The following is a 20,576-nucleotide window of genomic DNA, read 5'->3' as shown; positions in this document are numbered from 1 at the left end:
CGAGCGGCTTTCGAGCGGTCTATTCCTCGAAGCGGGTCGATGCGTCGCGGTCCTTCTCATATCGTCGCGCCAGCGGAAATTGCGGCAACCAGGATTCGCGGCGGATGGTCCAGCATTCATAGGTCGGTACCAGCTGGTCGGGCGCGTCCAGCGATCCCAGGTTCACTTCGATTTCGTCGCCGCTGCGCATGAAAACCGACGAACCGCAGGCGGGGCAGAAGCCACGGCCGGCATAGTCGCGTGTCTCGCCCTCGATGGTCACTGCGTCCTGCGGGAACATGCCGGCGGCGTAGAACAGTGCGCCGTGATGCTTGCGGCAGTCGAGGCAATGGCAAAGGCCGACCCGGTTCGGGCGCCCCGATGCCACGAACCGCACGCTGCCGCACAGGCAGCCACCGGTATATCGTTCCATGCTGGATTTCCTCCCGCTCAAATGGCCAGCGCGCTATTCCTGGTGATCGACATCGTCGCCGAGCACCGCGACCCAGGCATGTTTGCGCTCTTCGTAGACCGAGAAACGCGGCGAGGGGAATTTCGGATCGGCGAACGCGCCGACCGGGACGGCGATCATGCCCGGCATCGCTTCGTTGACATAGGCCATGGTGGCGCCGCACGCGGGGCAGAACCGATAGGTGGACAGGCTGCCGCTGTCGCCGGCTCGAGACCATAGGCTGGCCGTGCCGATCACTTCGACCTGCGCTTCGGGCCAGCGCGCCTGCGTGGCGAACGCGCTGCCGGATCGCTTCTGGCATTCCAGGCAATGGCAGACCGATACCCGGATGGGATCGCCGGTGCATGCCACCCGCAATTGCCCGCAGCGACAGGTTGCGACTCGTTCGATCATCGGGTGCGTTTCTAGCCCGGGGCGAGGGCGACTGCCATGCCGGACTAGGCGTGTTGCTGCGTACGAGGCGCGGCGGAAAGGGACGGCGCGGATAATCGCCGCCGCCGTCTAGGAAAGCGCGGGCCATGACGCTACACCGCGCGACATGGCATCGCTCGACAAGCCCCCCGTCGGTACATCGACAGTTAAATGGCGTTTTCCCGACATCCACCCCGAAGGGCGCAAATATGTGCTGATCGCCGGCGCGATCGCGCTGGTCAGCCTGTTCGTCTGGGATTTCATCACCTGGCCCCTAGTGTTCCTGACGCTCGGCGTCGCGGCGTTCTTCCGCGATCCGGTGCGCGTGACGCCGCAGGGCGAGGGGCTGATCGTCTCGCCCGCCGATGGCCTGATCACGATGATCGAGCGCGTCGACCTGCCCCCCGAGCTCGCCGGCCCGCAGGCGCTGGGCGAAGGCAGCATGCTGCGCGTGTCGGTGTTCATGAGCGTCTTCGACGTGCACATCAATCGCACTCCGATCACCGGCACGATCCGCCACGTCATCTATATCGCCGGAAAGTTCATGAACGCCGACTTCGACAAGGCGAGCGAAGAGAATGAGCGCCAGCACATCATCGTCGAGGACAAGAACGGCCAGCGGATCGGCTTCACCCAGATCGCCGGGCTGGTCGCGCGGCGCATCGTCAGCTTCGTCAAGGCAGGCGACATGGTCGTCGGTGGACAGCGCGTTGGCCTGATTCGCTTCGGCAGCCGCGTCGACGTGTTCATTCCCGAGGCCTATGGCGTCGAAGTTGCGCTCGGCCAGCGCGCGATCGCCGGCGAGACGATCCTTGCGCGCAAGGGAGCGCCGCGCGCGATCGGTATAGCCCAATGAGGCCGCCCCGCGCGGGCAGACGGATTCCCAAGCTGCGCCGCGAAGGCGGCATCCCGCTGCGCGCGGTGCTGCCCAATATGGTCACTGCGCTGGCGCTGTGTTCGGGGCTGACGGCGATTCGGTTCGCGATTCTCGGCAATTGGGAAGTCGCGGTGCTGATGGTGCTGGCGGCGGCGGTGTTCGACGGGCTGGACGGCAAGATCGCCCGGCTGGTGCGTGCCGAGAGCCGGTTCGGTGCCGAGCTCGACAGCCTGTCCGACGCGATTTCGTTCGGCGTCGCGCCCGCGCTGATCCTCTATCTCTGGTCGCTGAACGAGCTGGGCCGCTTCGGCTGGCTGATCGCGCTGCTGCTCGCCTTGTTCTGCGCGCTGCGGCTGGCGCGGTTCAACGCGAATATCGATCGCGAGGATCAGCCGCACAAATCGGCCGGCTTCCTCACCGGGGTTCCCGCGCCCGCGGGCGCACTGCTGGCGATGATGCCGCTCTATCTCTGGCTATGGACCGGCGAGCTGCTGCGCCCGCCGGTGCACGATCTCACGCCGGTGCTGCTGGTCGAGACGGCGAATCAGCTCCTGCGCAGCCCCGCGGTGATCGCGCCCTGGACCGCATTCATCGCCGTGCTGATGATCTCGAGCATCGCTACCTATGCGCCGACGATTCGCCTCAAGGAGCGGTTCCGCTTCGAAGCGCTGGCGGTGCTGGTGGTGCTGGTCGCGGCGTTGGTCTCGGCGCCCTGGCCGACGCTGGCGCTGCTGGCGATCGCCTATCTGGCGGTCATTCCGTTCAGCGTCCGCAGCTATCGCCGGATCAGGCAGCTGCGCGCAGCTGCTTCCGCGTCGGCAGCCGCGCCGGAACCGCACGTACCGTAACCCGGCTCAGCCGCGGCGGCAGCGCGGGCAGGGCGGAAGCGGGCAGCAGCAGTTCGGCAAAGCGGGGAAGCTGCGGCCGGATGCTGGCATAGAGCGTCCAGGCGGCGGCCACGAAGGCGGACCCGAACAGCAGGGCGATCGCAAATCCAGTCATCGTACAGCTCCTGTCCGCGCACAACCGGCGGGAATTCAATGATTCCAACCCTTTGGCGACGTGAGGCGTTCCATGCCCCGCTTCTGAACTCTTTATGTTCCGTTAACGTTCCGCGGTCAATGGGTTGTTCCAAATTTGTTCTACTTGCCTGACCGCTTCGCTTCGGCTAAGCGCGCCGCCTCAACCCCGCATGGGAAGCATCATAACCCGGTGCCGTGAATGCCTGCCCCCGCCATTTTTGGCGTGGGGATCACAGGATCCCGGTTCCCGCTTCCCAGAGGCTCAACCGGAAGGAGTTATCCCTATGGCGGCACCAGTCGTCTCCATGCAGCAGTTGCTCGAATCGGGCGCACACTTCGGTCACCAGACGCACCGCTGGAACCCGAAGATGAAGCCCTACATCTTCGGCGACCGCAACGGCGTCCACATCATCGACCTTTCGCAGACCGTGCCGCTCTTCGCGCGCGCTCTCGAATTCGTGAACTCGACCGTCGCCGCCGGCGGCAAGGTCCTCTTCGTCGGCACCAAGCGCCAGGCGCAGGAGCCGATCGCCGAGGCAGCACGCCGCGCGAACCAGCATTTCGTCAACCACCGCTGGCTGGGCGGCATGCTCACCAACTGGAAGACCATCAGCAACTCGATCAAGCGCCTCAAGACGCTCGAGGAGCAGCTGTCGGGCGACACGCACGGCCTGACCAAGAAGGAAGTGCTCCAGCTCACCCGCGAGAAGGACAAGCTCGAGCTCTCGCTCGGCGGCATCCGCGACATGGGCGGCGTTCCCGACATCATGTTCGTGATCGACGCGAACAAGGAAGAGCTGGCGATCAAGGAAGCCAACACGCTCGGCATCCCCGTCGTCGCGATCCTCGATTCGAACGTTAGCCCGGACGGCATCGCCTTCCCGGTTCCGGCGAATGACGACGCCAGCCGCGCCATCCGCCTCTATTGCGAAGCCGTGGCGATCGCCGCGACCCGCGGTGGCCAGGAGCAGCAGCGCAACCAGGGCTTCGACTTCGGCGCCGCCGAGCAGCCCCCGGTCGAGGAAGCGCTTGCCGCTCCCGCGCCGGTCGCTGACGAAGCACCTGCCGCCGACGCGCCTGTCGTTACTGCCGAGGAGTTCGAAGCTCCTGCCGCGGAGCCCGAGGCTCCCGCAGCCGTGACCGAGCCCGAGCAGGCTGCAGAGGGCGAGCGTCAGATCGACGCGTAAGTTGAAACTGGCTGTCTCCGAACTGACATAGGCACGCACTAGGCGGCCGTCAGTTCGGAGCGCCGACCCAACCCCGTTCGGGCTGAGCCTGTCGAAGCCCCGTACTTCTTCTCCCTCGCAGGGCCAAAGAAGACGGCCCCTTCGACAAGCTCAGGGCGAACGGGGTTTGATTTATGAGCATCGCGCGAGAGCCGCGACCAGCAAGAGGAATGGAAACATGGCCGAGATCACTGCAGCAGCCGTGAAGGAGCTCCGCGAAAAGAGCGGCGCCGGCATGATGGATTGCAAGAAGGCACTCACCGAGACCAATGGCGACCTCGAAGCCGCCAGCGACTGGTTGCGCTCGAAGGGCCTGGCCGCAGCTGCCAAGAAGTCGAGCCGCACCGCCGCTGAAGGCCTGGTCGGCGTCGCCGTCGCCGGCACCAAGGGTGTCGCCGTCGAAGTCAATTCGCAGACCGATTTCGTCGCCAAGAACGAGATCTTCCAGGGCTTCGTTCGCGAAGTGACGTCGATTGCACTCGAAAAGGGTGACAGCGTCGATGCGATCAAGGCCGCGGCGATGGCTGCCGGCGGCAGCGTCGAGGACGTGCTGACCGCGAACATCGCGACGATCGGCGAGAACCAGGTTCTGCGCCGCGCCAAGAAGGTCGAAGTGACCAAGGGCGCCGTGATCCCTTACGTCCATAACGCGGCGGCCCCCGGCCTCGGCAAGATCGGCGTGCTCGTCGCGCTCGAATCGGATGCCGGCGTCGACGTGCTCGAGCCGCTAGGCAAGCAGCTGGCGATGCACATCGCTGCCGCTTTCCCGCTGGCGCTGTCGGTCGAAGGTCTCGATTCCGAAGTCGTCGAGCGCGAGGCAGCGATCCTGCGCGAAAAGAACGCCGAGAAGATCGTCGGCAAGTCCGCAGAGGTCGCCGAGAAGATCCTCAACGGGCCGATCGAGAAGTTCAAGAAGGAGAACGCGCTGCTCACCCAGGCGTTCGTCATGGACGGCAAGACCCCGGTTCAGGACGTGATCGCCAAGGCCGGCAAGGACGCCGGCACGACGATCACGCTGACCGACTATGTCCGCTTCCAGCTCGGCGAAGGCATCGAGAAGGAAGAGAGCGACTTCGCTGCCGAGGTTGCCGCTACGGCCGGCCTCACCAAGTAACGCGAGGCGCCGGGGCGTTCCGCCTGCACGGTTTCTCCCCGGCATCTCCGCTTGTTCCTGCGGCGCGGCACCTCTAAGGTCCGCGCCGCTTCGCTATCCGCCTCCTACCCAAGGCTCAAATGACCGCTCCCAGCTTCAAACGCATCCTTCTCAAGCTCTCGGGCGAGGTCCTGATGGGGTCGGGCCAGTTCGGCATCGACCCCGCTACCTGTGACCGCGTGGCCACCGAAGTGAAGGAGGCCGTCGAGACCGGCCTGGAAGTCTGCATGGTCGTCGGCGGCGGCAATATCTTCCGCGGGCTTGCGGGCGCTGCGCAGGGATTCGATCGCGCCAGCGCCGATTATATGGGCATGCTCGCGACCGTGATGAACGCGCTGGCGATGCAGAACGCGATGGAGAAGATCGGCGTGCAGACGCGGGTCCAGTCGGCGATCCCGATGGCCAGCGTGTGCGAACCCTATGTCCGGCGCCGCGCCGAGCGGCACATGGAGAAGGGCCGCGTTGTGATCTTCGCCGCGGGCACCGGCCTGCCGTTCTTCACCACCGACACCACTGCCGCGCTGCGTGCCGCCGAAATGAACTGCGACGCGCTGTTCAAGGGCACTTCGGTGGACGGCATCTATGACGCCGACCCGAAGAAGGTGCCGACTGCGAAGCGATATGATTCACTTAGCTACGACCGTGTCCTCGCAGACAATCTGAAGGTGATGGACGCATCGGCCGTGGCGCTTTGCCGCGACAACAATATCCCGATCGTGGTGTTCAACATCCGCGACGAAGGCAATCTCTCCGCCGTGCTGCGCGGCGAGGGTGCTTCGACGATCGTCCAAAACGAAACAATCGACGCATAACAGGAGAGCCGGCAATGGCCGCTTACGACAAGGCAGATATCGAGCGCCGCATGGCCGGTGCGGTCGAGGCGCTCAAGCACGACCTCCAGGGCCTGCGCACGGGCCGCGCATCGACGACGTTGCTCGATCCGGTTTCGGTCGAAGTCTATGGCTCGCACATGCCGATCAACCAGCTCGCCAGCGTTTCGGCGCCCGAGCCGCGGATGCTGTCGGTCCAGGTGTGGGACAAGACCAATGTCGGCCCGGTCGAAAAGGCGATCCGCTCGGCGGGGCTGGGCCTCAACCCGATCACCGACGGCCAGACGCTGCGCCTGCCGATCCCGGACCTGACCGAGGAGCGCCGCAAGGAGCTCGCCAAGCTCGCCAACCAATATGCCGAAAAGGCGCGCATCGCCGCCCGCAACGTGCGCCGCGACGGCAATGACAGCCTCAAGACCGACGAGAAGAAGGGGCTGTTCGGCGAGGACGAGCGCAAGCGCCTCGAAACCGAAGTGCAGAAGCTGACCGACGCCACGATCGCCGACATCGATGCGGCCGCCGCGTCGAAGGAAAAGGAAATCCTGGGCAAGTGACGTGTGAACGGCATCGCTGTTCACGGCATGCCGGACTCCTCCGGGCGGCTGGTCATGGCTGCTAGGCCCGCCCCGGAGCTTCCGTCGGGAACGACTCCGCGCCACGTCGCCATCATCATGGACGGCAACGGGCGCTGGGCGAAGAAGCGCTTCCTGCCGCGGATCGCCGGGCACAAGCAGGGCGTAGAGGCGGTCCGCCGCGTCGCGCGCGCCGCCCGCACGCTCGGCATCGACGTGCTGACGCTCTATGCCTTTTCCTCGGAAAACTGGCGCCGTCCCGAGGACGAGGTCCGCGACCTGATGGGGCTGCTGCGCCATTTCCTGGCGAGTGAGCTCGACGAGCTGGTCGGCGAGGGCGTGCGGCTCCGGGTGATCGGCGACTGGCGGGGCCTGGCTCCCGATCTGGTCACGATGATCGACGCCGCAGTCGCGCGCACCGCGACCAATCCGGGGCCGACATTGGTCATCGCACTCAACTACGGCGCGCAGGCCGAGATACTGGCCGCTGCGCGCCGCCTCGCCGAACAGGCGCGGTACGGTTCGCTCGATCCCGCCACGATCGACGAGGCGCGGTTCGAAGCCGAGCTGGAGACCGCGGACCTGCCGCCGCTCGACTTGCTGATCCGCACCTCTGGCGAGCAGCGCCTGTCGAACTTCCTGCTGTGGCAGGCGGCCTATGCCGAATTGCTGTTCGTCGACACGCTGTGGCCCGATTTCGACGAAAAGGCGCTCGCCGACGCGATCGACCGGTTCGGGCAGCGGCAACGGCGTTTCGGAGGCCTGTGAGCGCCAAGAACTCCGATCTCGGCAAGCGCCTCGTCGTTGCGGTCATCCTGATCGCAGTGTCGTTCGCGGCGCTGTGGTTCGGGGGCCTCGTCTTCTGGTTGCTCGTCGCTGTCGGCGGGTTGCTGATGATGGGCGAATGGGCCGATCTTGCCGGCGCGACGCTGAAGCAGAAGCGGCTGGCGCAATATGCGATCACCGTGCCGCTGGCGATCATGGCGCCGGGTCTCGCCGCCGGACCGGGGTTCCTCGCGCTCGGGCTGATATTCGCGGCCTGCTTCTTCCTGGGGGCGGCGGTCCGCAAGCCGCAGCTTGCGCTCGGCGCGCTCTATGTGGGGTTGCCCGTGCTCGGGCTGCTGGCATTGCGCGAACAATCCAACGGCTTTCTGCTGACGCTCTGGGCAATGGCGCTCGTGTGGACCAGCGACACCGCCGCCTATTTCGCCGGTCGCGCGATCGGGGGAGCGAAGCTCGCGCCGGCGATCAGCCCGAACAAGACCTGGGCCGGCTTTTTCGGCGGGCTTGTCGGTGCGGGCGTGTTTGCCGCAATCCTTGCAGCCGGGTTCGGCCTGCCGCTCATCCTGGCGCTGTGTACGCCGCTGCTGGCGATGCTGTCGCAGCTCGGCGACCTGTATGAGAGCCATTTGAAGCGAAGGGCAGGGGTCAAGGATTCGGGCAGCCTGCTCCCCGGCCATGGCGGGGTGCTCGATCGGCTCGACGGCCTTGTTGCAGTGGCCCCGGTCGCGGCGGCGCTGGTACTGGCGTTCGCCTGATGAAAACCGTGACGATTCTCGGTGCCACCGGTTCGGTAGGCAGCTCGACGCTCGACCTGATCGAGCGGGCGCCGGACCAGTTCCAGGTGCTCGCGCTCGCTGCCAACCGCGATGTGGACAAGCTGGCGGCTGCAGCGATCCGTACCCGCGCGAAGGTCGCCGTCGTGGCCGACCCGGACTGCCTCGACCGCCTGCGCGACGCACTGGGTTCGAGCGGTATCGAGGCGCGGGCAGGGGCCGATGCGGTGTGCGATGCAGCGCGCATGCGGGCGGACTGGACGATGGCGGCGATCGTCGGCACCGCCGGTCTCAAGCCGGTGATGGCGGCGCTGGAAGCGGGCGGCACTGTTGCGCTGGCCAACAAGGAATCGCTGGTTTCGGCGGGCGAAGTGATGATGGCGGCGGCACGGGCGCACGCCACGACGCTGTTGCCGGTCGATTCGGAGCACAACGCCGTGTTTCAGTGCCTAGACCGGACTGCCCCACGCGGCGTGCGCAGGATCATCCTCACGGCTAGCGGTGGTCCGTTCCGCGAGACTTCGCTCGAAGCGATGCGGGCGATCACGCCGGCACAGGCAGTGGCGCATCCCAATTGGTCGATGGGCGCCAAGATCTCGGTCGATTCGGCGACGATGATGAACAAGGGGCTCGAGCTGATCGAGGCTTTCCACTTGTTCCCCGTCCGCGCCGACCAGCTCGACGTGATCGTCCATGCCCAGTCGGTGGTGCATTCGATGGTCGAATATATCGACGGATCGGTGCTCGCCCAGCTGGGCAGTCCCGATATGCGCACGCCGATCGCCTTTGCGCTGGCCTGGCCCGAGCGGATGGAGACGCCGTGCGAGCAGCTCGATCTGGCGCGGGTCGGCCGGCTGGACTTCGCGGCGCCGGACCCGGTGCGCTTCCCCGCGCTGACGCTGGCGCGCGACGCACTGAGCGCAGGCGGGGCACGGCCGGCGATCCTCAATGCCGCCAATGAGGTGGCCGTGGCGGCATTCCTCGACGGGCGTGTCGGATTTCTTGAAATTGCCGCAATCGTTGCCGATACGCTGGCGCGCTACGACCCGGCCGCCCCGGACTCGCTGGATGCCGTGTTGGCAATCGACGCCGAGGCGAGGGCGTATGCCGGCGAGCGTGTGAAGGACTGCGTTCTTTGATCGAATCCCCCGCCATCCCGATATATTTCATTGCGTTCGTCCTGCTGCTCGGACCGCTCGTCTTCCTGCACGAGCTGGGGCATTATCTCGCCGGGCGGTGGTTCGGAGTGAAGGCGGAGGAATTCTCGATCGGCTTCGGTCGCGAGATCGCCGGCATCACCGACAAGCGCGGGACCCGCTGGAAGTTCGGCTGGCTGCCGCTGGGCGGCTATGTGCGTTTTGCCGGCGACATGAACCCGGCGAGCCAGCCTTCGCCCGAATGGCTGTCGCTGCCCGCGCACGAGCGCGCGCAGACGTTTCAGGCCAAGAAGCTGTGGCAACGCGCGATCATCGTGGCGGCGGGGCCGATTGCCAATTTCATCGTGGCGATCGTCATCCTTGCCGGCTTCGCGCTCGCTTATGGGCAGAATGTCACGCCGTCGCTGGTGGGCACGGTGCAGCCGGGCAGTGCCGCCGCAATTGCGGGCCTTCAGCCCGGCGACCGGATCACCGGGCTGGGCGGACGTTCGGTCGAAACGTTCACCGACATCGCCAAATATGCCCAGCTTCGCCCCGGCGAAGCGGTGCAGGTCGATTTCGAGCGCAGCGGCACGGCGATGGCTGCCGATACCGTGATCGGCGTCCGTGAGGAGCAGGACCGCTTCGGCAACAAATATCGGATCGGCATCCTCGGCGTGGGCAGCAGCAAGCCGGTGCTCAGGCCGGTGGGCGTGCTGGAGGCGCCGCTGGTCGGCATCCGCCAGACTGGCGACATCGTCCAGATGACGCTGGACGGGCTGGGGCAGATCATCACCGGCCGCCGGTCGCTCTCCGAACTCGGCGGGCCGCTCAAGATCGCGCAAGTCTCCGGCGAGCGTCTCGCGATGGGACCGGTAGAGTTCGTGTTCCTCATCGCGCTCATTTCGATTAATCTCGGATTCATCAACCTGTTGCCAGTTCCAGTGCTGGATGGCGGGCATCTTCTGTTCTACGCAGTCGAAGCCGTACGCCGCCGCCCGGTCGAGCCGCAGGTCATGGAATGGGCCTTCCGGGGTGGCTTGATCGCAATACTGGCGCTGATGCTGCTGGTGACGTTGAACGATCTGGGCGCATTCGGCGTCTGGAGAAATCTGGCCGGGTTGATCGGCTGATGCGGTTAAGGCAGGGGCGGTTGTTCCGGCGTCGCGTGGGCAGCGGCATTACTCGAAATCCGACTTGGGGTGGGATGTGACGATCAAGGTTTATCATTTCGGCGCACGCGCCACTGCGACGCTTCTTGCGGGCACGATGCTCTCGGGACTCGCAACTGCGCAGACCGCTCCCGCCCCGAAGGCGCCGACGCCCGCGCCCCAGGCTGCGGCGCCCGTCGCTGCGCCCGCGCCCGTACCGGTGCAGCAGGTCCGGACGATCCGCTCGCTCCGCGTCGAGGGCTCCCAGCGCCTCGAACCCGAAACGGTGCTCTCCTATACCCGGCTGCGCACCGGCGAGACCTACACCAACGAGACCGTCGATCAGGCGATCAAGGACCTGCTCGCGTCGGAGCTGCTGGCCGATGTGTCAATCGAAGGCGTCGAGACCGGCGACCTGGTGATCCGCATCCGCGAGAACCCGGTGATCAATCGCGTGATCTATGAGGGCAACAAGCGGCTCAAGCAGGACAAGATTGGCAAGGAAGTGAAGCTGGCGCCGCGCCAGATCTTCACGCGCACCGCGGTCCGCGCCGACGTTGCTCGCATCGTCGAGCTGTATCGCCGCCAGGGCCGCTTCGCTGCGAATGTCGAGCCCAAGATGGTCAGCCTCGACCAGAATCGCGTCGATGTGATTTTCGAGATCGACGAGGGCCCCAAGTCCAAGGTCCGCCAGATCAACATCATCGGCAACGAGGTGTTCTCCGACGGCAAGCTGCGCGGCGAGATGGCGACCAAGACGTCGAGCCTGATGAACATCCTGAGCTCCAACACCAGCTACGACCAGGATCGCCTCGCCTATGACCAGCAGAAGCTGCGCCAGTTCTACCTGACCGAGGGCTATGCCGATTTCCGCGTGATCTCGGCGATCGCCGAGCTGACGCCGGACAAGCGCGACTTCATCATCACTTATGTGGTCGAGGAAGGCCCGCGCTATAAGTTCGGCCCGGTGACCGTCGACAGCGCGATCCGCGACTTCGACGACAAGCGGCTCGCTACGGCGCTGGCGATCAAGGAAGGCCAGTTCTACAACGCAAAGGCCGTCGAAGACACAGTCGAGCAGTTGAGCGAGACCGCCGGCGCGTTCGGCTATGCGTTCGCCGACGTGCGCCCCGAATTCCAGCGCGACCGCGAAGCGCTGACGATGACGATGAACTTCCACATCGGCGAATCGAACCGCACCTATGTCGAGCGGATCGAGATCACCGGCAATCGCCAGACGCAGGACAAGGTAGTCCGCCGCGAGTTCCGCGTGGCCGAGGGCGACGCCTTCAATACCTTCCTCGTCAAGCGTTCGCAGGACCGGATCAACTCGCTGGGCTATTTCCAGGACAAGTTCGAGATCGAGCGCAAGGAAGGCTCGGCACCCGACCGGATCGTGCTTGCGGCGAATGTCGAAGAGCGTCCGAACGGCGAGCTGACGCTGTCGGCTGGCTTCTCGAGCCTCGAGCGCTTCATCCTCCAAGCATCGATCCGCCAGCGCAATTTCCGCGGCATGGGCCAGACGGTGTCGGCATCGGTCGACTATTCGAGCTATTCGAAGTCGGTGGAGCTGGGCTTTACCGAGCCGTATCTGTTCGACACCAACATCGCGCTGGGCGGTACGCTGTTCCGCCAGGACTATAACGCTTTCAACTATATCGGCAGCGACCGCAGCACGACCTACAGCCAGGTTGCGACGGGCGGCCAGCTGGTGGCGGGCCTGCCGCTCACCGAATATTGGACGCTGTCGGGCCGCTACACGCTGCGCCAGGACAACGTCACGCTCGACAAGTCGAGCTTCTACACCAACGGCGTCTGCGATCCGCTCAAGGCGGGCCGCTATTATTGCGAGGCCGTCGGCAACCGCATCACCTCGCTGGTCGGCGTCTCGCTGATCTATGACAGCCTCAACAGCCGCCTGCGTCCCACCCGCGGCCAGCGCCTCAGCGTCGGTGCTGACTTTGCCGGTCTCGGCGGCGAAGTGAAATATGTCCGTGCCCGTGCCGAGGGCTCGAAATATTGGAACGTCGGCAGCGGCTTCATCTTCTCGATGTCGGGCGAGGGCGGCTATATCCATAGCCTGGAGAAGACCAGCGCGGGCGTCGATCCGGTGCGCATCACCGACCGCTTCTATCTGGGCGAGCCGCAGTTCCGCGGCTTCGACATCCGCGGCGTTGGACCGCGCGTGCAGCGTATCAGCTATACCGGCGATGCGGCAGCGGGCACCCAGCTGCTGGTCACCGACGAAGACCAGATCATCGACGACGCACTGGGCGGCAAGGCCTATTACCTCACCAAGGCCGAGCTGGAGATTCCGCTCGGTGCCGGTGCGGCCGAAATGGGCCTGCGCCCGTCGATCTTCGTGATGGCCGGCAGCCTGTTCGGGATCACCCGGCCGGGCAAGACGATCGAATTCGCCCAGAAGACCGATGGCGCGGGTAACCTCGTCTTCAACGCGGACGGCTCGCCGACGCTGCTTCCCAAGGATAATTTCCTCAAGGACGCGAGCGGCAATCAATATTATGTCGTCAGCACGGGCACCAATGCCGGGGCGCTGACGACCTGCACCGTCGGCTATTCGGCAAGTGCCTCGGCAGCGTGCGTCGGCACATCGATCAACGCGATCGCCAACTCCCCGACTACGCCGTTCTTCGAGCGCTTCGTCGGCGATTCCGCGAAGCCGCGCATTTCGGTGGGCTTTGGCGTCAACTGGAATTCGCCGTTCGGGCCGCTCCGCATCGACGTCGCGAAGACTCTCGTGACGGTGGACGGCGACGATTCCAAGCTTGTGACATTCAACGTAGGGACCCAGTTCTGATGATTACCAAGAAAGCACTCCTCGCGGCGATGCTCGCCGCTCCCGCGGCACTCGTGATCGCAGCGCCCGCACAGGCGCAGGTCGCGGGCATCGCTTATGCGAACCCGACCAGCGTCGTCGCTTCGTCCAAGGCGTTCAACGCCGCGAACCAGCAGATCTCGACGACCTACAAGGCGGCGTTCGATCAGATGCAGCAGCGCCGCACTGCGCTGGACAACGAGCTCAAGCCGCTCGTCGCACAGCTCGACGCCAACAAGGACGGCAAGGTCAGCGAAGACGAGGCGAAGGCCGCGCAGACCGCCAAGAACCCGGCGATCGAGAAGATCCGTACCGCGCAGACCAATGCGCAGAACGACATGCAGCGTCTCAGCAACCCGGCCGCCCGCGCCGAGCTGTTCGCGATCGAGTCGGTCCTTCGCCAGTATGAGGCCGCGCAGCTGCGCGTCGTGAACGCCCGCAAGATCAGCGTCGTGCTGTCGCCGGAAGTGTTCATGTATGCGCCGGATTCGGCCAATATCAGCCAGGCGATCGTCGCCGAAATCGACAAGACCACGCCGACCGTCGGCATCCAGCCGCCAGCCGACTGGCAGCCCTCGCGCGAGACGCTCGCCATCCAGCAGCAGATCGCTCAGGCCGCCCAGATCCAGGCCTATCAGCAGGCGGCCGCGCAGCAGCGCCCGGCACAGCCGGGTGCGGCGCCCGCGCCGGCCGCGACCACCCAGTCTGCAAAGCCGGCCGAGCCTCGGTGAGCGAGACCGAAACCGGCAGCGTCTCCATCGGCCCGCTTGATATCAAGCGCGTGATGGCGGCGCTGCCGCATCGTTACCCGATGCTGCTCGTCGATCGCGTCGAAGAACTGGTCCTCGACCAGCGCATCGTCGCGATCAAGGCGGTCTCGATGAACGAGGAATTCTTCCAGGGGCATTTCCCCGGGCGTCCGATCATGCCCGGCGTGCTCCAGGTCGAAGCGCTGGCGCAGGCGGCGGGCGTGCTCGCCGTCGAGAGCCTCGGCCTCGCCGGATCGGGCAAGCTGGTCTATTTCATGTCGATCGACGGCGTGAAGTTCCGCAAGCCCGTCGAGCCCGGCGTGCTGCTCCGCCTCGAAGTCGAGTTCATCCAGAAGCGGTCCCGGGTCTGCAAGTTCGCGGGCAGGGCGTTGCTGAATGGCGAAGTCGCCACCGAATGCGAATTCACGGCGATGATCGCGGAGCCGCCCGCAGCCTGATTCTCCCCGCGCCGGGCGCAAAGGTTGCCTTCGCCGCAACCCTCTGCTAGTCGCGCGCGTCCGCTGCCGGTCGGAAACCGGCGGCTTTTCCAAGGAATTCGATCGTGAAAAAAGACACGCATCCCGATTACCACATGATCAAGGTCCAGATGACCGACGGCACCGTGTTCGAGACTCGCTCGACCTGGGGCAAGGAAGGCGATCTGATGACGCTCGACATCGATCCGCTGGCGCATCCCGCCTGGACCGGTGGCCGTGGCCAGATGCTCGACCAGGGCGGCCAGGTCGCGCGCTTCAACAAGCGCTTCGGCGGTCTCTCGCTCGGCAAGAAGTAAGCGCAGGCCGCCCGACGGAGGCCCGCTTCGATATTTTCGGGATCCCGGCACGGCCGGATCGCATGACGAGCCGAGGCTCGCCCGATCCGGCCGCGCCGGGATTTCGTCGTTAACGCGGCATTAGCCAGACGCGGTTAGCCTGACTGCATGGCGACCCAACTCATCCATGCACCCTTCGCGGCCGAGTTCGAACCTGCCGAGAGCCTTGGCCGGCGGCGCGTTCCCCGGGCGCCGGTGTCGCTCGATGCGCGGGTCGGCCGCGGCGGTCTCGATCGCACGCTGTGCCGCGTCACCGATCTCTCGATCCATGGCGCGCGACTCCAGACCTATTCGGAGCTTCGCGCCGGCGCGATGATCTGGCTGACGCTGCCCAAGCTCGGCCAATGGTCCGCACGCGTCGTCTGGGCCCATGATTTCGAAGCGGGTCTCGAATTCCAGACGCCGCTGACGATCGAGGAATTCGATACACTTACGGCGCAGTGAGGGCAGGGCGCGGCGGAACGAGACAATTCGCATTGCGCCCTTGCCCCACACAAGTCATCCTGCGGCATCTTCACTGGTTTGGGGAAACGGTGATGCTCAAGGCTCTGCTCGGTTGCACCATTGCCTGTGGACTTTCGCTTCCCGCGCTGGCGGGGGAGCGTGCCGGACGCGTCCGAACGCCTCCGCCCCCTGCCGCATTGATCAAGGACCCCGCCGGCGTGCGCAGCCCGGCAGTTTCGTCCGGCAACGCAAGGCTGCAGCCGTTCATGCTTCCCGCCGGTGATACGCGTCTCGAACGCCTGCCTGCCGGTCCCGTGACTGCGGAAACCAGGCAGGTGCGTTCCAGCGCAACATCGGAGCCCGCGACATGGGGACCCGGCGCGACGCTGCCCGAGATCACTGCCCATGACGGGGGAAGCTATGCGGTCCACGATATCATTCGCGACCAGCCCCGGCCGCGGATCCGCAAGTCGGCGCTGAGCGCCGCCTTCGTGCTCAAGCTCGATGGCGATGACGACAGCCCGCCGTTCAGCGTAGGCGGCGGCGGCGTGGCCGCGGCGGTATGGCAAGCCGTGCCGAGGTGAACGCCCGGTCCGTGGCGCTGGCGTGCGGACTTTCAGCGACAATTCAGCCCGATGACACCGCCACGCAAGCGGGCGACACGTGCGTTCAACGGCACAATGCCCGTCATCCGCTATCGGAAATTCTCTGTTCGCAGTTGCTGCTGGACGCACCGGGGGGCGCGGCCAAGCGACGAGCGACCGGTTTTCGATCCGGGGGGAGGAACATTCCCGGCCGCCGAACACGGGCGGGGACGTTAAGACGGGCCGATCCAGGCGATTGCCCATCTCGAAGACCAGAACACCCCCGGAAGCAATTCCGGGGGTGTTCGTTTTTTCAGCTACTGAAAGTCGCGCCTATTGGTCGAGGAACGACCGCATCTTACGCGAACGGCTCGGGTGCTTGAGCTTGCGCAGCGCCTTGGCCTCGATCTGGCGAATACGCTCGCGCGTAACGCTGAACTGCTGGCCGACTTCCTCGAGCGTGTGATCGGTGTTCATGCCGATGCCGAAGCGCATGCGCAGCACGCGCTCCTCGCGCGGGGTGAGGCTGGCCAAGACACGGGTGACCGTTTCCTTGAGGTTCGCCTGGATCGCGGCATCGACCGGGATGACGGCGTTCTTGTCTTCGATGAAGTCGCCGAGGTGGCTATCTTCCTCGTCGCCGATCGGCGTCTCGAGGCTGATCGGCTCCTTGGCGATCTTCATCACCTTGCGAACCTTCTCGAGCGGCATGCTCAGCCGCTCGGCCATTTCCTCGGGCGTGGGCTCGCGGCCCTGCTCGTGGAGGAACTGGCGGCTGGTGCGAACCAGCTTGTTGATCGTCTCGATCATGTGGACCGGGATGCGGATCGTCCGCGCCTGATCGGCGATCGAGCGCGTGATCGCCTGACGGATCCACCAGGTGGCGTAGGTGCTGAACTTGTAGCCGCGGCGATATTCGAACTTATCGACTGCCTTCATCAGGCCGATATTGCCCTCCTGGATGAGATCCAGGAACTGCAGCCCGCGATTGGTGTACTTCTTGGCGATCGAGATGACGAGGCGCAGATTGGCTTCGACCATTTCCTTCTTGGCGATGCGCGCCTCGCGCTCGCCCTTCTGCACCATGTTGACGATGCGGCGGAACTCGCCGAGCGCCATGCCGGTCGCCTGGCTGATCTCCGAAATCTCGATGCGGATGCGATCGACGGCAGCGGCCTCGTTCTCGGCGAACGCCTTCCACTTCTTGTCGAGCTTCTCCACGGTGGCGATGAAGCTCTCGTCCATCTCGTGATTGACGTAGCGGTCGAGGAAGTCCTTGCGCGGCACCTTGTGGCGCTCGGCAAGGCGCAGCATCTGGCCGCCCAGCGCGGTCAGGCGCCGGTTGAAGCTGTAGAGCTGATCGACAAGATATTCGATCTTGGCGTTGTGGAACTGGACGCTCTCGACTTCGGCGGTCAGCTCTTCGCGCAGCTTGTGATAGTTGCGCTCGCTCGCCGCCGGCAGCTCGCCGCCGGCCGACATCGCGTCGAGCCGCTGCTGCTGGAGCTTGCTGAACTTCTTGTAGATCGAGGTGATGTTGGCGAACTTCTCAAGCGCCTGCGGCTTGAGCGTCTCCTCCATCTGCGCGAGGCTGAGGGTGTTGTCCTCTTCCTCGTCGTCCGAGATCCGCGGGGCGCGGCGCTCGGTCATCGAGTCCTCGTCCTCCTCCTCGGCGGCTTCCTCGGGCTCGGCTTCTTCCTTGAACGACGCGCCGGCGGTCTTCTCGCTGATCTCGCCGTTATCGTCTTCCTCGGCATTCTCGACCTGCTCGGCCGAGGGGCCCTTGGAAAGCATCGCGTCGAGATCGAGGATCTCGCGCAGCTGCATCGTGCCTTCGTTCAGCGCGTTCGACCAGCCGATGATCGCATTGAACGTGATCGGCGACTCGCAGAGCCCCAGGATCATCGTGTCGCGGCCGGCCTCGATGCGCTTGGCGATGGCGATTTCGCCCTCGCGGCTGAGCAATTCGACGGCGCCCATCTCGCGAAGATACATGCGGACGGGATCGTCGGTGCGATCGACCGTTTCCTTCTTCTTCGCGATCTCGAAGGCAGGCTCGTCGCTGCTGCCGTCCGAGGCATCGACTTCGTCCGGGGTATCGTCCTCGGCCTCGGCGTCCTCGCCGCCTTCCTCGTTCTCGACGACGTTGATGCCCATGTCGTTGAGCGCGGACATCACGTCCTCGATCTGCTCCGAGGTCATCTGATCCTGCGGGAGCATTTCGTTGAGCTGGTCGACAGTGATGTAGCCGCGCTTCTTCGCACGGGCGACAAGCTTCTTGAGCGTGCCTTCGTTGAGATCGATCAGCGGTGCGTCGCCCACGTCAATCGTGGTGTCTTCGCCGCTGCCGCCGCCATTAGCCTTCGCCATCAATAACCCTCGAAATCCAGATGGCGGCTATTATACGCCGCCCTAATCATCGAATTCTTCTTCGTCCGCAAGCATCAGATTCGCAAGCCGCGCCTGCAACTCCTGCCGCTTGCGCGAAAGCGCCACCTGACGGGTGAACGCCTCCTCGGATCCGTCCCGCACCAGGACCGCCGTAGCTTCCGCCAACGCCGCATCGACCGCCGGTTGGGCTACCATAACCGCAATGGCCTCGTTCAGGTCCTCACGCGCCCTCGCTTCGTCCGCCTGGTTGCGGGTGAACGAGAAAGGAAGCGTATCGGCTCTCAAGAGATCGCTCGCCACAGAATCAAATCCGGACCGGGCCAATATGGTGAGAACTTTGCCGCTATCAAGCTGCCGGTCCTCCAGCGCGACGTCGATCACCGCCTCGAACAGTTTCCCGAGCGCGCCAGAGGCACTGCGCAGGCTGCCCAGCACTTCCATGTGGCGGGCGATCTCGGCGGGATGGCGGATCAGCCCGGCGAGCACGGCGCGGGCGAGGATCGGATCCAGCCCGCCGCTCGCCACCAGGCCGCGCATCGTCGCGCCAGGCATCGCCTCGGGGGGCTGCCAATTGCCGCGTTTGTCGCGCTTGCCGCGTGCCGGAGCGGCGGGGCCACGCTGCGTCCTCGCCTCATAGGCGCGGGGCCCGCGGCCGAAATGCGTGTCGAGGCGCTCGCGGAATTCGGCGAGATATTCGTGCTTCACATTGGGTTCGGCGATGCTGCCGGCCAGTTCGGTCAGGCGGCGCTTGAGCCCGGCGCGCTGCTCGGGCGTGTCGAGCGGCTCGGCGGCGACTTCGCTCTGCCACAGGCGATCGACCAGCGGCTGCGGCGCCTTGAGCAGCGCCTCGAACGCATTCGCTCCCTTGGTGCGGACGAGATCGTCTGGGTCGAGCCCCTCGGGGAGCGTCACGAAGGCTAGGCTGCGGCCGGGCTGGAGCATCGGGAGGGCGCGATGCGCGGCACGCAGCGCGGCCTTCTGGCCGGCCGAATCGCCGTCGAAGCAGAGCAGGGGGACTTCGGCGATGCGCCACAGCCGCTCGAGCTGGTGCTCGGTCAGCGCGGTGCCGAGCGGCGCGACGGCCTCGCCGAACCCGGCCTGGGCGAGCGCGATCACGTCCATATAGCCTTCGACTGCGATGATCCGGCCGGACTTGCGTGCCGCCGCCTGCGCGCGATCGAGATTGTAGAGCGTGCGGCCCTTGTCGAAGAGCGGCGTCTCGGGGGAGTTGAGATATTTGGGCTCGCCGTCGCCGATGATCCGGCCGCCGAACGCTATCGTCCGGCCGCGAACGTCGCGGATCGGGATCATCAGGCGGCCGCGGAAGCGGTCGTAGGGTTCCTTTTCCTCGACCTGGATCAGCATGCCGGCTTCGACCAGCATCGCATCGCCATAGCCCTTGAGCGCTTCCTTGAGCTTGCCGCGCGAATCGGGGGCGAAGCCGAGGCCAAAGGATCGCGCGACATCCTCGGTAACGCCCCGGCGCTTGAGGACATTCCGCGCCTCGGCGCCCTCGATGCCGTTCAATTTCTCGACAAACCAGGTTGCGGCATCGGCCATCGCCTCGTGCAGCCCCTTGGCGCGCTCGGCCTTCTCGGCGCTGCGTCGGTCCTGCTCGGGCATTTCCATGCCGGCGGCCTGGGCGAGTTCCTTGACTGCATCGATGAAGGGCAGCCCGCGCTGGTCGGTCATCCAGCGGATCGCGTCGCCATGCGCCGAACAGCCGAAGCAGTGATAGAAGCCCTTGTCGTCGTTGACGTAGAAGCTCGGGGTCTTTTCCTGGTGGAATGGGCAGCAGGCGCGGAACTCGCGGCCGGCCTTTTGCAGCTTCACCGTCTTGGCGACGAGGCCGGACAGGAGCGTGCGGGCGCGGAGCTCGTCGAGGAATTGCGGAGTGAGGCTCATTGGGGTGGCGCTGGCGACTTGGTGTTTGGCGTCTCAGGTTTCTCGACTTCGCTCGAAACAGACGGTGTAGAGGTATTTCCGTTCGTTTCGAGCGAAGTCGAGAAACGCTGCTTCGGAGGACGGGCAAAGAACGAGACCTGCTTCCAGTCGCCCGCGATCAGTGCTTCTTTCTTCGCGCGGGACCAGCCGCCGACGATGTGCTCGGTTTCCATCGCTTCGATCCGGCTGAAGAAGGTTTCGCTCCACACCAGTTCAACCGGGAGGCGGCGTGAGGTGTACCCGCAGACGCCGCTCTGATGCTCGCCGATCCGGCGTTCGAGATTATCGGTGTGGCCGGTGTAGTACCGACCATCCGCACATCTCAGCATGTATGCCCAGAACGCCATCCTTGGCTTCTACCCTCCGTTCGCTTTGAGCGTAGTCGAGAAGCTTGTCCCAAGTCTCCGTTTC

General features: G+C 65.4%; 22 protein-coding genes. 16 read left to right on the top strand and 6 right to left on the bottom strand.

Annotated features, from left to right (window positions below; genetic code table 11):
• Window positions 1-19: 19 nt before the first annotated feature.
• Together BXU08_RS05640 and BXU08_RS05635 are read right to left on the bottom strand one after the other, a co-directional pair.
• Complete coding sequence (locus BXU08_RS05640; RefSeq protein WP_077509195.1) at window positions 20-412, bottom strand: GFA family protein; 393 nt, start codon at window positions 410-412, stop codon at window positions 20-22.
• 33 nt (window positions 413-445) lie between these two features.
• Window positions 446-844 carry a GFA family protein gene (locus tag BXU08_RS05635; protein WP_077509194.1) on the bottom strand — a complete coding sequence of 133 codons (399 nt, stop codon included), beginning with the start codon at window positions 842-844 and terminating at the stop codon, window positions 446-448.
• Window positions 845-989: 145 nt separating this feature from the next.
• Here BXU08_RS05635 and BXU08_RS05630 point away from each other — a divergent pair, with 145 nt between their 5' ends.
• The gene (locus tag BXU08_RS05630; RefSeq protein ID WP_077509193.1) at window positions 990-1,718 is read left to right on the top strand and encodes a phosphatidylserine decarboxylase; all 729 of its coding nucleotides are present in this window, start codon (window positions 990-992) and stop codon (window positions 1,716-1,718) included.
• Window positions 1,715-2,587, top strand: coding sequence for a CDP-diacylglycerol--serine O-phosphatidyltransferase (gene pssA / locus BXU08_RS05625; RefSeq protein ID WP_077509192.1), 873 nt, complete (start codon window positions 1,715-1,717; stop codon window positions 2,585-2,587). The genes BXU08_RS05630 and pssA overlap by 4 nt, the downstream gene beginning before the upstream one ends.
• Here pssA and BXU08_RS05620 read toward each other — a convergent pair.
• Window positions 2,526-2,741, bottom strand: coding sequence for a hypothetical protein (locus BXU08_RS05620; protein ID WP_077509191.1), 216 nt, complete (start codon window positions 2,739-2,741; stop codon window positions 2,526-2,528). The genes pssA and BXU08_RS05620 overlap by 62 nt on opposite strands.
• Before the next feature lie 304 nt (window positions 2,742-3,045).
• On the opposite strand from BXU08_RS05620, the gene rpsB reads away from it, so the two are divergent.
• The 14 genes from rpsB (at window position 3,046) to BXU08_RS05550 (ending at window position 15,830) form a co-directional block, all read left to right on the top strand.
• A complete protein-coding gene (rpsB, locus tag BXU08_RS05615; protein ID WP_077509190.1) occupies window positions 3,046-3,948 on the top strand; it encodes a 30S ribosomal protein S2 in 903 nt (300 codons plus the stop codon).
• A 217-nt stretch (window positions 3,949-4,165) separates the two neighbouring features.
• On the top strand, window positions 4,166-5,101 hold the full coding sequence (gene tsf, locus BXU08_RS05610; RefSeq protein ID WP_077509189.1) for a translation elongation factor Ts: 936 nt from the start codon (window positions 4,166-4,168) through the stop codon (window positions 5,099-5,101).
• Between the two features lie 119 nt (window positions 5,102-5,220).
• A complete protein-coding gene (pyrH, locus tag BXU08_RS05605; protein WP_077509188.1) occupies window positions 5,221-5,952 on the top strand; it encodes a UMP kinase in 732 nt (243 codons plus the stop codon).
• A 14-nt stretch (window positions 5,953-5,966) separates the two neighbouring features.
• The gene (gene frr, locus BXU08_RS05600; RefSeq protein WP_077509187.1) at window positions 5,967-6,524 is read left to right on the top strand and encodes a ribosome recycling factor; all 558 of its coding nucleotides are present in this window, start codon (window positions 5,967-5,969) and stop codon (window positions 6,522-6,524) included.
• Window positions 6,525-6,578: 54 nt separating this feature from the next.
• Window positions 6,579-7,310 carry an isoprenyl transferase gene (locus BXU08_RS05595; protein WP_077509186.1) on the top strand — a complete coding sequence of 244 codons (732 nt, stop codon included), beginning with the start codon at window positions 6,579-6,581 and terminating at the stop codon, window positions 7,308-7,310.
• Window positions 7,307-8,080: a phosphatidate cytidylyltransferase gene (locus tag BXU08_RS05590; RefSeq protein ID WP_077509185.1), complete on the top strand. Its 774-nt coding sequence runs from the start codon at window positions 7,307-7,309 to the stop codon at window positions 8,078-8,080. The genes BXU08_RS05595 and BXU08_RS05590 overlap by 4 nt, the downstream gene beginning before the upstream one ends.
• On the top strand, window positions 8,080-9,237 hold the full coding sequence (locus BXU08_RS05585) for a 1-deoxy-D-xylulose-5-phosphate reductoisomerase (protein ID WP_077509184.1): 1,158 nt from the start codon (window positions 8,080-8,082) through the stop codon (window positions 9,235-9,237). Before BXU08_RS05590 ends, BXU08_RS05585 begins: the two co-directional genes overlap by 1 nt.
• Window positions 9,234-10,367 (top strand): RIP metalloprotease RseP, encoded by a 1,134-nt coding sequence (rseP, locus tag BXU08_RS05580; protein ID WP_077509183.1) that lies wholly within the window; start codon window positions 9,234-9,236, stop codon window positions 10,365-10,367. The genes BXU08_RS05585 and rseP overlap by 4 nt, the downstream gene beginning before the upstream one ends.
• Window positions 10,368-10,503: 136 nt before the next feature.
• Window positions 10,504-13,203 (top strand): outer membrane protein assembly factor BamA, encoded by a 2,700-nt coding sequence (gene bamA, locus BXU08_RS05575; RefSeq protein ID WP_077512043.1) that lies wholly within the window; start codon window positions 10,504-10,506, stop codon window positions 13,201-13,203.
• Window positions 13,203-13,952 carry an OmpH family outer membrane protein gene (locus tag BXU08_RS05570; RefSeq protein WP_253190517.1) on the top strand — a complete coding sequence of 250 codons (750 nt, stop codon included), beginning with the start codon at window positions 13,203-13,205 and terminating at the stop codon, window positions 13,950-13,952. Before bamA ends, BXU08_RS05570 begins: the two co-directional genes overlap by 1 nt.
• Window positions 13,949-14,428, top strand: coding sequence for a 3-hydroxyacyl-ACP dehydratase FabZ (gene fabZ, locus BXU08_RS05565; RefSeq protein ID WP_077509182.1), 480 nt, complete (start codon window positions 13,949-13,951; stop codon window positions 14,426-14,428). The genes BXU08_RS05570 and fabZ overlap by 4 nt, the downstream gene beginning before the upstream one ends.
• A gap of 104 nt (window positions 14,429-14,532) precedes the next feature.
• On the top strand, window positions 14,533-14,763 hold the full coding sequence (gene rpmE / locus BXU08_RS05560) for a 50S ribosomal protein L31 (protein WP_029724515.1): 231 nt from the start codon (window positions 14,533-14,535) through the stop codon (window positions 14,761-14,763).
• 147 nt (window positions 14,764-14,910) lie between these two features.
• Window positions 14,911-15,246, top strand: coding sequence for a PilZ domain-containing protein (locus BXU08_RS05555; RefSeq protein ID WP_077509181.1), 336 nt, complete (start codon window positions 14,911-14,913; stop codon window positions 15,244-15,246).
• A 92-nt stretch (window positions 15,247-15,338) separates the two neighbouring features.
• Window positions 15,339-15,830, top strand: a complete 492-nt coding sequence (locus BXU08_RS05550; RefSeq protein ID WP_171982433.1) for a hypothetical protein — start codon at window positions 15,339-15,341, stop codon at window positions 15,828-15,830.
• A gap of 333 nt (window positions 15,831-16,163) precedes the next feature.
• Here BXU08_RS05550 and rpoD read toward each other — a convergent pair whose 3' ends face one another.
• From rpoD to BXU08_RS05535, 3 genes are read right to left on the bottom strand one after another with little or no spacing between them, the layout of a single operon-like run.
• Entirely contained in the window at window positions 16,164-18,200 is a 2,037-nt protein-coding gene (gene rpoD / locus BXU08_RS05545; RefSeq protein ID WP_077509179.1) for an RNA polymerase sigma factor RpoD, read from the bottom strand.
• Between the two features lie 42 nt (window positions 18,201-18,242).
• Window positions 18,243-20,126 (bottom strand): DNA primase, encoded by a 1,884-nt coding sequence (gene dnaG, locus BXU08_RS05540; protein WP_077509178.1) that lies wholly within the window; start codon window positions 20,124-20,126, stop codon window positions 18,243-18,245.
• Window positions 20,123-20,512: a GIY-YIG nuclease family protein gene (locus BXU08_RS05535; RefSeq protein ID WP_077509177.1), complete on the bottom strand. Its 390-nt coding sequence runs from the start codon at window positions 20,510-20,512 to the stop codon at window positions 20,123-20,125. Before BXU08_RS05535 ends, dnaG begins: the two co-directional genes overlap by 4 nt.
• Window positions 20,513-20,576 lie beyond the last annotated feature (64 nt).

Origin of the sequence: Sphingomonas sp. LM7 (assembly GCF_002002925.1) — a bacterium.
In the GTDB taxonomy this organism is placed as follows: domain Bacteria; phylum Pseudomonadota; class Alphaproteobacteria; order Sphingomonadales; family Sphingomonadaceae; genus Sphingomonas.
This window is presented reverse-complemented; position numbering and strand designations above follow the sequence as displayed.

Coding starts and splice junctions, on each gene's coding strand:
- frr (WP_077509187.1), top strand. CDS start 5,967: ATGGCCGCTTACGACAAGGCAGATATCGAGCGCCGCATGGCCGGTGCG.
- rpsB (WP_077509190.1), top strand. CDS start 3,046: ATGGCGGCACCAGTCGTCTCCATGCAGCAGTTGCTCGAATCGGGCGCA.
- BXU08_RS05570 (WP_253190517.1), top strand. CDS start 13,203: ATGATTACCAAGAAAGCACTCCTCGCGGCGATGCTCGCCGCTCCCGCG.
- BXU08_RS05585 (WP_077509184.1), top strand. CDS start 8,080: ATGAAAACCGTGACGATTCTCGGTGCCACCGGTTCGGTAGGCAGCTCG.
- pyrH (WP_077509188.1), top strand. CDS start 5,221: ATGACCGCTCCCAGCTTCAAACGCATCCTTCTCAAGCTCTCGGGCGAG.
- BXU08_RS05535 (WP_077509177.1), bottom strand. CDS start 20,512: ATGGCGTTCTGGGCATACATGCTGAGATGTGCGGATGGTCGGTACTAC.
- BXU08_RS05595 (WP_077509186.1), top strand. CDS start 6,579: ATGGCTGCTAGGCCCGCCCCGGAGCTTCCGTCGGGAACGACTCCGCGC.
- dnaG (WP_077509178.1), bottom strand. CDS start 20,126: ATGAGCCTCACTCCGCAATTCCTCGACGAGCTCCGCGCCCGCACGCTC.
- tsf (WP_077509189.1), top strand. CDS start 4,166: ATGGCCGAGATCACTGCAGCAGCCGTGAAGGAGCTCCGCGAAAAGAGC.
- rpoD (WP_077509179.1), bottom strand. CDS start 18,200: ATGGCGAAGGCTAATGGCGGCGGCAGCGGCGAAGACACCACGATTGAC.
- BXU08_RS05630 (WP_077509193.1), top strand. CDS start 990: ATGGCATCGCTCGACAAGCCCCCCGTCGGTACATCGACAGTTAAATGG.
- BXU08_RS05555 (WP_077509181.1), top strand. CDS start 14,911: ATGGCGACCCAACTCATCCATGCACCCTTCGCGGCCGAGTTCGAACCT.
- bamA (WP_077512043.1), top strand. CDS start 10,504: ATGCTCTCGGGACTCGCAACTGCGCAGACCGCTCCCGCCCCGAAGGCG.
- pssA (WP_077509192.1), top strand. CDS start 1,715: ATGAGGCCGCCCCGCGCGGGCAGACGGATTCCCAAGCTGCGCCGCGAA.
- BXU08_RS05635 (WP_077509194.1), bottom strand. CDS start 844: ATGATCGAACGAGTCGCAACCTGTCGCTGCGGGCAATTGCGGGTGGCA.
- BXU08_RS05550 (WP_171982433.1), top strand. CDS start 15,339: ATGCTCAAGGCTCTGCTCGGTTGCACCATTGCCTGTGGACTTTCGCTT.
- BXU08_RS05620 (WP_077509191.1), bottom strand. CDS start 2,741: ATGACTGGATTTGCGATCGCCCTGCTGTTCGGGTCCGCCTTCGTGGCC.
- BXU08_RS05640 (WP_077509195.1), bottom strand. CDS start 412: ATGGAACGATATACCGGTGGCTGCCTGTGCGGCAGCGTGCGGTTCGTG.